Genomic DNA, 11,845 nt, shown 5'->3' with positions numbered 1-11,845 from the left:
CTAAAAGGTATAATATCCCCAATGTGCTGATAAAACACCATCATTCCATGATTTATTAGCATCCGATCTTGCCCAACCATACTTTATTTTTGCGGAAGACTTCACGCGTCCAAATGAATTTTTCACCGATGAGACTGAGCCATATCCAGCTGACTTCACATAGTAGTGTGAATACGTCCGTTTACCTCCGTTCGCCGTTCCATAACTCCATACATCAATAATGGGCAAGGGGGCCGGATTTGTCACAACGGCACTTACAGCAGCTGCTGTGCCCATCATTAGGCAAAGTGTGCCTATTGCAACTAGTTTTTTAGTCTTTTTCATCTTATTTTCTCCTTTTTGTGTAGCAACAATTTTCATAAAAATGTTCGAACTTTTTATTAATTTTATTTTAACATAAAAAATTAGGAAAAATTTAAAATTGCGAAACTGCAACAATTGGTGGGTGAAATCAATCTCTTGATATCATCTAACTCATACTATCAAGTTCATCTAGGATTTTTTTTAGTCTAGTTGCTAGATCAATTTCCCCAAATTTAGTTAGCTCCTCAATGTCGACTTTAACTTCACTCAATGCTTCCGATGTCTTTTCTACTTGATAATGTGACATTTTTCGACTGACACTAAGTGTTATTTTCTCAGATATATCCCAATCTATTACGAGTTGATCTATTTTTTTCTGGATAGCTGCTTGCCAACTTGTATTTTGATTAACTACACCTATTACAGAAATATCGATCAGTATTTTTTTTACAACTGTTTCGTTTTGCATTAATAAACGGGGTAAACTATCACTTACTAACAACTCCCATATTAACTCATAGACGACATATCTCTCTAGTAGAAACAGACACTGATGAAACATAATCGTATCGTATAAAGTCCAATGTAAAATACCTTCAAAATAATTTAAAAGAAATGCTTGTTCGTCACAAGTAATGAGTATTTCCCTGAAGTTCTCTTGTATAGCAAATTTGATTAACAACCGATAGAGCCTGTCATCTCTCGTCGCATCCTTTTCAGCTAATATATTTTTCAGTACAGCATAGTCTCTCAATCGAACTGCATGGCTCGTTTTTCCTTTTTGCAACGAGGAGTAAGAAGGTAAGTTATCATATAAGGTGAAAAATTCGCTCATACTCATATTTAAACCGCTGACTGCTGCCAAAAAACGATCTGCAGACAGCATATTCATGCCTCGTTCAAAGCGTGATAGTTGAGAAGTTGTGAGATAAGCATTAGATTTTGCTATCTCCGTCATAGAATAACCTTTAGCCTTTCGAACTTGATGATAGTATTGCCAAATGTTATCAGGGTAAGTATTTACTTTCATTAAAAGGACCTCCTTTGTATATAAGATTAAATTATCTATATTCTTCATTATTAAATTATAACAAAAAAGGTGAAAAGATTAAAAAATTTGATCTGACATCACTTTTTAATCTTTTCAACCTTTATCACTAAACCATTATGATAACCCGTATTTACCTCAACTATAAACCGCTTTTTCAAATCTCATCAATCATCTTCCTCTATTCTTTTTTCCTTATATAAGACCACATTAAAACCAAATACCACAGGTAAGATAGCATAAAGTGCGCGTTGATGAAAATGGATCGACAAGACTGTGGATAAAAAAACACCTAAACAAAATCCTGCTATAACCAGAGACACATAGAATCCGCGTTTCAGAGTCTCCCTATTTTTCTCATACAAACCCTGTGAGATCAATACAGTCATATTTTTTAAATTTCCGGTCATCATTGTACTCGTATACGGTGCGCCACGCATCTTTCTAAAAGATTCTAGTTGAACTGCTGCGATAAACGATAAAGATAAAACAGTCCACTGTGACGTCAAGTAGGGGGCAGCTATAGCTGTATATAAGATACCCACAAAGATAATCAGTCCTGCCAAAGCGTGCCACCTTAAGCGCTTACGACCTACAGCAAATTTCCTGACAAAATAAGTCAACAAACTACCTAAAGTAAACGCAAACAAGGGCAGCAGGTAACTTGCTGCTGTCCCAAACCGTCCCTCCGCTAGATTCTTCATCAGATAAATCATATTTCCTGTTTGCATACCAGCAAAACGTTGCCCCTGTGTCACAAACGTATAGGCATCCACAAAACCACTGATGAATGCTAGTAATATTGCCACTCGGACACGTTCAAAAATGCGATAGTTTTTGTTAGCCATATTCCCCCACCTTAGTTTTCAAATTAATCATTATCCACGTAAAATACACAAAACGTTATCTTTTCATCCTGACTTACTTATGATACGGACTACCTTCTCTAATCATAAACCCACGATAAATTTGTTCTGCTAATACCAACCTCATCAATTGATGAGGTAATGTTATCCGTCCAAAACTAATCAGCTCATTTGCTCTTTTTTTCACCTTTGGTGCCAATCCCAAACTACCACCAATAATAAAGACAAGTGTCGATGACTGTTGCATGGCACGTTCAAATGTTTCTGATAATCCCTCAGATGAGATAAGTTTTCCTTCTATAGCCATAGCAAAGACAAAATCACGCTCTGATAGTTTAGCTAAGATACGCTGACCTTCTTTTGAAAGAATTTGTTCATTCTCTTTCTCTGATGCATTATCAGGTGTTTTTTCATCTACTAACTCTATCAACTCAACTTGAGCAAAACGAGATAGACGTTTGACGTATTCTGAAATGCCATCTTTTAAATATTTTTCTTTTAATTTACCAACACTAATAATTTTTACTTTCATCATTTTATTATAGCAGAAAATAACGTCCATTATCCACAACTATCATGAAATGTAAATATATGAAAACTTGATTTATCCACATTTCCATTGTTTTTTCCACAATATTGTGGAAAACAAGTCATATTCTTCACAGTTGTTCACAAATAGATAAGTTATTCACATTATTGTGAATAACTTATTGCGCCTTCACCCATTAACATTTCGATATGACTTAATAATTAACAAACCGCATTTTTTAAGGTATGATTAAGAGGTATAGTATAAACTTATCTTCAGATCAATAACAAATAAGGAATTAACATATGAAAACAAATAAAAATACAGCCGCAAAATTAATCTTATCTGGGATTGTTGGTGGTGCGATTGCCTTAGGTGGTAATGTCGCTTATGATCACTTCAACCCAGCAAATAACACTGTAGCGAACAATCCAGGAGCTGCAAAAGTTGTCAACACTGCTTATAAAGTTTCTAGCGATACAACAAAAGCAATTAGTAAAGTATCTGATGCAGTCGTTTCTGTCATCAACTATCAAAAACCAGCAGCTAGCAATTCTCTTGATGATCTTTTTGGTAGCGATGGACAGGCAGACAAAAAGAACAACTCAACCAAAGAACAAGAAGCTTCAGAAGGATCTGGTGTTATCTACAAAAAAGATGGAGATACTGCTTATGTTGTCACTAATAATCACGTAGTAGATGGTGCAAGTTCTTTAGAAATCTTACTATCAGATGGTAGTAAAGTAAAGGGTACGTTAGTTGGTAAAGATGCTTATAGTGATTTAGCTGTGATCAAAATAGCATCTCAAAAAGTAACCAAAGTTGCTCAATTTGGCGATTCTGCAAAACTAACAGTCGGAGAACCTGCTATAGCAATCGGCTCACCACTTGGCAGTAAATATGCAAACTCGGCAACAGAAGGTATCATTTCAAGCTTATCACGCCAAGTTATCATGAAAAATGAGAGTAATCAAACTGTCAATATTAATGCATTGCAAACTGATGCTGCGATTAATCCAGGAAATTCTGGTGGTGCACTCATTAATGTTGAAGGACAGGTTATTGGAATTAATTCCAGTAAAATTTCAGCAACTGGTGCGTCATCAAGTGATGTATCCGTTGAAGGTATGGGATTTGCCATTCCCTCAAATGACGTTGTCAACATCATCAATAAGCTTGAAAAAGATGGCGAAATCAAACGACCAGCACTCGGTGTACAAATGGTTGATCTAGCAAGTATTAGCTCCGAATACCAAGACCAACTCAAACTACCTAGCTCAGTTACAACAGGAATTGTCATCGCAAAAGTTCAAGATGGTTTTCCTGCTGCTACAGCTGGACTCAAAAAATATGATGTCATCACAGCACTGGGTGATACAAAAGTAACAAGCAGTACTGAACTCCAGACAGTACTTTACAAATATAATATTGGTGATAGCATAAAAGTGACCTATTACCGTGATGGAAAGGAAAAAACAACAACGATCAAATTAGACCACTCATCTGATAAGCTTAACTTTAACACTCCTGAAGTCCCTAATTCAAGCAACTAGTCAGGTTGTAAAGGACTTAACTCAAAAAACTTAGGCAATACTTAACTTGCCTAAGTTTTTTTATGCTCTAAATGCGTATTAGCCATAAAGTAATCATGATGTGATTATCAAGACAATCTTTTTGGGTTGATAATACTTTGAGATGCATAACAAAAATGTTTATCAATGTCTTTTTTTGATTTTGCCTTAATCTATAAAAAAACTATCTGGTAATCTGTTATTTAAACAACAGATTACCAGATAGTTTATGTATAATAAGTAAATAAAAAAATCATGTCAGAGACATGATTTTTACTGNGTGTCTTAACCCCTTGACCAACGGACCAGGTTAAGTATTTGTTACTTTATTTCTCAGCAACATAGATAATTATATCGTAAAACGATATTCGGGTCAACCCTTTTTTTAAAAAAAATTTAAAAAAATTGCAAAAAAATTGTTTTTTTACTAATATACGCCATAAGTCTGATTTATCCGAATGATTTTCTGATATAATAGACATAAGTTATGAAAATTTTACTATACTTGGAAGCAGAAAAATTCTTGCGTAAGTCAGGAATCGGTCGGGCAATCCACCATCAAAAACGGGCACTTGACATTGCAGGGATTGACTACACAACAAATCCAAAAGAGGATTTTGACATTGCACATATTAACACCTACGGCATCAAGAGTATTTTGCTGCTTTTTCGTGTTAAGCGAATGGGCAAGAAAGTCATCTATCATGGTCATTCTACACAAGAAGACTTTAGAAATTCTTTTATTGGGTCTAATTTATTAGCACCACTTGTCAAAAGATACCTCACTTTCTTATATAGCCATGCTGATTTAGTTATCACGCCGACTATATATGCCAAGCAATTGATCAGCTCTTACGGTGTCAAAACACCAATAGTAGCAATCTCAAATGGTATTGATCTTGAAAAGTACAAAAGATCCATTGATAAAGAATTAGCTTTTAAAAAGCACTTTCACGTTAAGGAAAATGAGAAGATAGTCATTTGTGCAGCGCTTTATTTCAAGCGTAAAGGTATTGATGATTTTGTCAAAGTCGCAGAAATGATGCCTGACGTCCGGTTCATCTGGTTTGGCGAGACAAATCTTTGGACAGTCCCTGGATGGGTTAGACGACTAGTCAAAACAAATCATCCCTCAAATGTCGAATTTCCTGGTTATATCAAAGGCGATGTTTACGAAGGGGCTATGACTGCTAGTGATGCATTTTTCTTTCCGTCTCATGAAGAAACAGAAGGTATTGTTGTCTTAGAAGCACTCGCTTCAAATCAACACGTTGTCGCTCGAGATATCCCCGTCTATAACGGTTGGCTTGATAATCGTGCTGCATCACTCGTCTCCACAAATGAAGCGTTCGTAGAAAAGCTTAGTGATGTACTGACACACAAAATTGACAAACATATTGCTGGCTATCAAGTAGCGCAAAGTCGATCTATAGATAGTATCTCATCTCAACTAGTCGCTGCTTATCACGCTGTTTTAGATGAATCTTGATATCACTATCTAGAACGTTTATTTAGTCCGCTATGTCGTTGAGGTAGATATCGCATCACCTCACTATTTGTTTTTATCACTAAAGGAGTAACCATGAGAATTGGTCTATTCACTGACTCTTATTTACCACAAGTTTCCGGAGTTGCCACATCTATTGAAACCTTATCCGACGAACTCAAAAAAATGGGACATCATGTCTACATTTTTACAACAACAGATCCCCAGGTCGATCCAGAAAATGATGAAAAAAACATCATTCGTTTGCGTAGCATCCCATTAATTTCTTTAGCTGAACGTCGGATTGTACTAAAAGGTGTCGTCGCAGCCTATCAAGTGGCACAGACCTATCATCTTGATGTCATCCATACACAAACTGAATTTGGTGTTGGGATGTTAGGGAAGCTAGTTGCTAGACAACTAAAAATCCCTGTCATTCATACACTTCATACCAAATATGAAGATTATGTTCACTATATCGCAAAAGGGAAAATTATCCGACCAGGTATGGTTAAATACATTATCAAAAACTATTTACATGGTGTTGACGGTGTCATTGCGCCAAGTGATATCGTCCTTGAGACGATTAATCGCTATGGTGTTGATATTGAAAAGCGTGTCATTCCTACTGGTATTAAGTTAGATAAATTTATCAGACCTGAAATCACACCTTCAGATATAGCTGAGTTGCGTGCAAAGATGAATATCGCTTCTGATGAGACGATGCTCTTATCTTTGTCTCGCCTGGCAGAAGAAAAAAATATACAAGCCGTTATTAAAAGTTTAACCGTTATACGAGACCAAGCTTCAGTCAAACTTGTCATTGTTGGTAGTGGTCCATATCAGGAAAAATTAGAGAAACTTGTTGAAGAGCTTGACCTTACAGATATTGTCATCTTTACTGGTTTAGTTGATAATCAGCAAACTGCCTACTACTATAAGGCAGCTGACTTTTTCATATCAGCTTCAACCAGTGAAACACAAGGCTTAACCTATATTGAATCACTTGCTTCTGGAACGCCAGTTTTAGCTGTAAATAATCCTTATCTCAAAGGGTTGATTACTAGTCCTGTATTTGGTCTTCTGTTTGATGATGATGCACAAATTTCTGAAACAATTTTAAAAGCATTAACAACAACACCTGATTTTGACCAAACACTTTATGATCAAAAATTATATGATATTTCAGCAGAAAATTTTGCATTACATGTCTACCAATTTTATCTAGATAAAATTATCTCAAATAATCAGTATTTATCACAAAAAGGTGAGTCAATCCCTAGACAAACTGCTAGATTGTTTAGACAAGCCCCTGCTAAAACAGTTAAAACTGTTGTTAGAACACCAAAAAAAGTTGCTATTTTTGCGAAAAAAGCAATCAAACATGCCCAAATTCTAAAGAAGTATGGTAAAATAAAGTTAAAATAATACTTTTGAGATACTGATACTACTCAGCTCAAAATCTAAAATAAAGGACTCTGTAAAAATGAAATCTCATCTATCTGCTATAATTAATCGCTTAGAAAAACTTATTGAATCTGGCGATCCTAAAGATACTTTTAACTTCGAAAAAAATGAAGAAGTTCAAATCACTGTCAGCTTTGATGGAGAAAACCAAGTATTTATCGTCAAATATCCAAAAATTAAAGAAACGTCTGATTTTGATAGCATCGATTTAGTTGCTATGGAAGTATTTGATTTAATTTATTAACATCAAAAACCACCAATTCTTAAAGATTGGTGGTTTTTTTTATATCTTGCACTATTTATTAATCAAAACGCCTTGTTCCCGTAAAAACGCCTCTTTTTTAGTCCGTTGTTTCAAAACCTTTTTAAACCAGTACTCACGCTGTAATGCTTGTGACTTATCCTCAAAACTCTCTGAATATAGCAAACGTACAGGACGTCTAGGTTTAGTGTATTTTGCTCCTTTACCAGCATTATGCGTCGCTACCCTTTTGGCTAGATCTGTTGTATACCCCCCATAAAGAGAGTTATCCGAGCATAAGAGCACATAAAAGTAATAGTTAGCCATAATAAATCTTGTGTACCTCATCTGTATAACTGCCATCATCATGATGCAAGATAAGAGGAGGTAAAAATTTCTCCCCACCAGCTCTACCATCTTTAATCGCATCAATTAATAAAATATTGGCATCTCGATCGCCTTTGGGATAAACAAATTGAATCCGTTTTGGGATAAGACGATATTTTTTCATTGTTTCTATAATTTCAAAAAAACGTTCTGGTCTGTGGACCATAGCAAGATGTCCATTTGTTTTTAGCAATTGTTGGCTAACTTTAGAGATTGCGTCCAGATTAGTTGCTAATTCATGTCGGGCTAAGAGATAATGCTCACTCTCATTGACACGTGACTGATCATCTAACTTAAAATAAGGCGGATTACAAAAAATTAAATCCGTACTAGAGGGGGCCAAATACGACAGAGTATTGGCCAAATCATCTTGGATCACTTCTACCTGTTCTGTTAGTCCATTTAAGGCTACAGATCGCTTAGCCATATCAGCTAATCGATCTTGAATTTCAACTTCAAAAATTTTTGCAGCTGTACTGCTACTTGCAAATAAGCCTACTGCTCCATTTCCCGCACATAAATCAACAATTTGACCCCGACTTGGGATATTAGGAAACCGACTAAGTAATACAGCATCTATGGAATAAGAAAAAACATCACGAGATTGAATAATTTTCACATCATTCGTGGCAAGCTGATCAATTCTTTCAGTATCTTTCAGTATCGGTTGTATCGTCATTTCTTTATTATAACAAAAACTCAAACACTTTAGATAAAATTTGGTATTTCTCCCACAAAAACTCTAGGTTAATCACCCATTAATCAACAACTACTTAATCATTTTTCTCAAAAATAATGATAAAATTATCCAAAGCAGTGCACTCATCACAATCGTAATCGCCCAACCAAAAATATTATGTTCCAGAGGTAGCGGCATATTCATACCAAAAAAACCTGTGATAATAGTTGGAATGGTCATTAAAATTGACAAAACGGTTAATAGTTTCATCGTATCATTCAAGTTATTATTTAAGATATTATTGTACGTTCCTGACAGCTGTTGTAGTATTTGAGAAGAGAGCTGCGTCATCTCAGACAACTGTTTGGTCTCAATTAAAACATCGTCTAATCGTTCTTTTTCACTCTCAGTCAATAGGCGAAAAATTTGATGTGCACGGACTTGTTCAATTAAGACAACATTTTGTTTAGATGAAGAGACCAGATAGATAATACCGGTATCTAAATCAGATAGGGATAATAAATTTTGCTTAGTCGTCTTTTCCTTTAATTTCAGATTGATCCGTTTAATATCTCGGTCCATTTCCTCAATATATGGAAAAAAAGAATCAACTACTGAAAATAAGCTACTAAATAAAAAGTGGAAAATACTGCTTATTTCTTTTGAGGCAACTTGCTTAATCATCATATCACAAATATAATGATTATTTGTATTCGTCACGGTGAGTAAGGTGTCATCTTTGACAATAAATGTCATTGGTATCGTTTCATAATGATGTGCCACTTTACTTCTATTTAAGACATTAAATATCAAAACAAACGTATTCGTCGCTTGATCATAATCTAAGTGGGCACGTTCATTTTTATCTAGCGAGTAATCAACAATTTCTTCATCAATATTATACTGTTCATAAAATTGACCTAAAGCAATCTTATCTTCTGTTTTAATATTAATCCAAGTTAACCCTTTAGTTAAGTCTATTTTGCGAATCACTTTTTCTGTCTCCATCTTCAATAATCCAATTCTTTGCTAATCTTTATCTAAATATACCTTATTATTTTATCACATGATGAAGGTTTAAAGGGACTATAGATGATTTTGATTACCAAACAGCTTGGACATCATGCTATAAAAAGACTAGGTATCTGATCTGCCTAGTCTTTTTATTTAGTTAAAGTGATCTGATTGCTGTATAAACACTGATTGCTGCTGATAAAAATTCAGGAAATCCGTCAGCATATTGACTCAAATTGTCATGAAAGCGCATATCAGAAATATAAAGTGCTCCAACACCTGCAAATGCTGCTAATGTATAATGATATCCTAAGTCTTCATTAAATGATTGATACAAGTTATCAATCTCTTTTTGGACTTGATCAGATTTAGGTGATTCATCAATAAGTCGCGCTAAGTTGGTAAAGAAATCCGTCAGTTTAAACGACAAATTTTGTTTACCTGAATTATCAAGTGAATGAAGTTTTGCCTGTGTCTTTTCAATAGCCCCATCTCCCCAACGTTCTCTTACTTCTTGAGCGTAAGCATTCTCCTTGGTAAAGTCAAAGCCATTAAATTTTTCTGCTACTGTCATTGAGCTATCTCCTGTCATCTCTTGTATTGAACGCTCTAAAGTATCTAGGAGAACTTCGATACGTTCTTTTTCTTGTAATAAATAAGTTTTTTGTAAGTCAAATGCTTGTCTTCTATCAAAAGAGGAACTATTGAGTAAATCGCGTATCTTTGTAAGTGTAAAGCCACACGTTTTGAAAAAACAAATTTGCTGTAGTTTACTGATATCACTTTCTGAGTAGTCACGATAATCGTTCCATTTATTCCTTGTTGGCACAAGCAAGCCTATCTCATCATAATACTGTAATGTTCTGACACTTACTTTTGCAATTTTAGCTACTTTCTTGATATGCATTCAGGTTATCTCCTTACACTTTTTATTATAAGCTATACCGTAACGTCATAGTCAAGATATAAAAATAAACTGGTACCTGACATATCAAGTACCAGTTAGTTTATTTATGAAATACAAACTAGTTTTAAACTCATTACCGACTCTATTTAACCTACAAAACTGACTAGTTATCAAGCGTTCCTTAATCACGCCGTTGTTTCAAAAATAGAGATAGTAAGCCTGTCATTAGTAGAATAAAAGATGAGATATAATACGGAAAAATAGGGTTAATATCAAATAAATAGCCTGCTGCTAATGGCCCTGAAATATTGCCAAAACTGGTAAACGTTGAATTCAAACCATTGATCATTCCTTGTTGTTGTCCAGCATTTTTAGACAAATAACTTGTAACAGCTGGTCTAAATAAATCAAAAGCAAGAAAGACAACAAATGTCCCCAAAATTACAATAAAATGGCTCGTAGTCAATGCAATGATAGCAATAAAAAGACCACTTGCAAAAAATGTCAATTGAATTAACCGAATTTCACCCATTTTTTGTACAATTGCATCAAAGAAAAATAATTGACAGATAAGTGCAATAAGACCACTGATTGTGATTACTATTGCAATTTCACCCGTAGTAAATGCAAAATTAGTCTCCACCATAATACTATAAATTGACTCGAATGCTTGCAATCCGAACGAGGAAATTAAGATAATTAAAAATAAAGAGGCAAAAATAGGTCTCATTAAAGTCGAGATAACGGATCCTTTACTCCCTTTTGAATGAGCCGACAATATATGTTTCTGAGGCTCTTTTAATACAACTAAAGTTAGGATAAATCCTATAAGTCCTAATAAAGAAGCGGCAAAAAAAGGCGCACGTGTACCAAAATATGCTAGTAACCCACCAACACCTGGTCCAATAATAAAACCTCCACTAATAGCAGCTGAGACAAGCCCCATCGCTCTTGAGCGCTCTCCAACGGTTGTCATATCAGCAACAAAAGCAGTGACAGAAGGCATAATTAACGCAGCTGCAATCCCACCTAGACCGCGAGAAATATAAAAAACGTTTATAGACTGTGCCAAACCAAATAACAGTTCAGAAATAGAAAAAATAATCATGCCACTCACGATTAATTGCTTTCTACCAATTTTATCAGATAAGATGCCAGATATTGGAGATGCCAATAATTGCAAAATCGCAAAAATAGAAATCATCATACCCATCGTAGCACCTGAAAAATTCATTTCATCTTTGATCTGAGGGATGACTGGTATCACTAATCCCACACCTAAGAACACTAGAAATAAATTTGAAATAGCTAAATACATCATTTTACTTTGTTTCATCCTAACATTAT

13 protein-coding genes are annotated in these 11,845 nt (G+C 34.9%); 4 read left to right on the top strand and 9 right to left on the bottom strand.

What is annotated here, in order from left to right; genetic code table 11:
* The 4 genes from RU87_RS08820 to rlmH all read right to left on the bottom strand — a co-directional run bounded on the left by RU87_RS08820 (position 1) and on the right by rlmH (position 2,749).
* Positions 1-324, bottom strand: coding sequence for a hypothetical protein (locus tag RU87_RS08820; RefSeq protein ID WP_082782208.1), 324 nt, complete (start codon positions 322-324; stop codon positions 1-3).
* Positions 325-469: 145 nt separating this feature from the next.
* On the bottom strand, positions 470-1,333 hold the full coding sequence (locus RU87_RS08815) for a helix-turn-helix domain-containing protein (RefSeq protein WP_068164528.1): 864 nt from the start codon (positions 1,331-1,333) through the stop codon (positions 470-472).
* Positions 1,334-1,518: 185 nt separating this feature from the next.
* Positions 1,519-2,199, bottom strand: coding sequence for a YoaK family protein (locus RU87_RS08810; protein ID WP_068164531.1), 681 nt, complete (start codon positions 2,197-2,199; stop codon positions 1,519-1,521).
* A 73-nt stretch (positions 2,200-2,272) separates the two neighbouring features.
* Positions 2,273-2,749, bottom strand: a complete 477-nt coding sequence (rlmH, locus tag RU87_RS08805; protein WP_068164535.1) for a 23S rRNA (pseudouridine(1915)-N(3))-methyltransferase RlmH — start codon at positions 2,747-2,749, stop codon at positions 2,273-2,275.
* A 302-nt stretch (positions 2,750-3,051) separates the two neighbouring features.
* On the opposite strand from rlmH, the gene RU87_RS08800 reads away from it, so the two are divergent.
* The 4 genes from RU87_RS08800 to RU87_RS08785 all read left to right on the top strand — a co-directional run bounded on the left by RU87_RS08800 (position 3,052) and on the right by RU87_RS08785 (position 7,514).
* Positions 3,052-4,299, top strand: coding sequence for a S1C family serine protease (locus tag RU87_RS08800; protein ID WP_068164538.1), 1,248 nt, complete (start codon positions 3,052-3,054; stop codon positions 4,297-4,299).
* 505 nt (positions 4,300-4,804) lie between these two features.
* Positions 4,805-5,806, top strand: coding sequence for an LTA glycolipid anchor biosynthesis glycosyltransferase, IagA/BgsA family (locus tag RU87_RS08795; RefSeq protein ID WP_068164542.1), 1,002 nt, complete (start codon positions 4,805-4,807; stop codon positions 5,804-5,806).
* 93 nt (positions 5,807-5,899) lie between these two features.
* The gene (locus RU87_RS08790; RefSeq protein ID WP_068164545.1) at positions 5,900-7,231 is read left to right on the top strand and encodes a glycosyltransferase family 4 protein; all 1,332 of its coding nucleotides are present in this window, start codon (positions 5,900-5,902) and stop codon (positions 7,229-7,231) included.
* A gap of 58 nt (positions 7,232-7,289) precedes the next feature.
* Entirely contained in the window at positions 7,290-7,514 is a 225-nt protein-coding gene (locus RU87_RS08785) for a DUF1797 family protein (protein WP_068164548.1), read from the top strand.
* Positions 7,515-7,565: 51 nt separating this feature from the next.
* Here the strand turns inward: RU87_RS08785 and RU87_RS08780 are convergent, their stop codons facing one another.
* The 5 genes from RU87_RS08780 to RU87_RS08760 form a co-directional block, all read right to left on the bottom strand.
* Entirely contained in the window at positions 7,566-7,838 is a 273-nt protein-coding gene (locus tag RU87_RS08780) for a GIY-YIG nuclease family protein (RefSeq protein WP_068164552.1), read from the bottom strand.
* On the bottom strand, positions 7,831-8,577 hold the full coding sequence (locus RU87_RS08775) for a tRNA1(Val) (adenine(37)-N6)-methyltransferase (RefSeq protein ID WP_068164555.1): 747 nt from the start codon (positions 8,575-8,577) through the stop codon (positions 7,831-7,833). Before RU87_RS08775 ends, RU87_RS08780 begins: the two co-directional genes overlap by 8 nt.
* A 90-nt stretch (positions 8,578-8,667) precedes the next feature.
* Positions 8,668-9,585: a magnesium transporter CorA family protein gene (locus RU87_RS08770; RefSeq protein ID WP_068164558.1), complete on the bottom strand. Its 918-nt coding sequence runs from the start codon at positions 9,583-9,585 to the stop codon at positions 8,668-8,670.
* A gap of 163 nt (positions 9,586-9,748) precedes the next feature.
* Positions 9,749-10,498, bottom strand: coding sequence for a MerR family transcriptional regulator (locus tag RU87_RS08765; RefSeq protein ID WP_068164561.1), 750 nt, complete (start codon positions 10,496-10,498; stop codon positions 9,749-9,751).
* 181 nt (positions 10,499-10,679) lie between these two features.
* Positions 10,680-11,834 carry an MFS transporter gene (locus tag RU87_RS08760; protein WP_096835846.1) on the bottom strand — a complete coding sequence of 385 codons (1,155 nt, stop codon included), beginning with the start codon at positions 11,832-11,834 and terminating at the stop codon, positions 10,680-10,682.
* Between the last annotated feature and the right edge of the window lie 11 nt (positions 11,835-11,845).

Origin of the sequence: Pseudolactococcus plantarum, assembly GCF_002441715.1 — a bacterium.
Classification (GTDB): domain Bacteria; phylum Bacillota; class Bacilli; order Lactobacillales; family Streptococcaceae; genus Pseudolactococcus; species Pseudolactococcus plantarum.
Note: the sequence above shows the minus strand (reverse complement) of the source record. Positions and strands in the feature narration are given on the sequence as shown.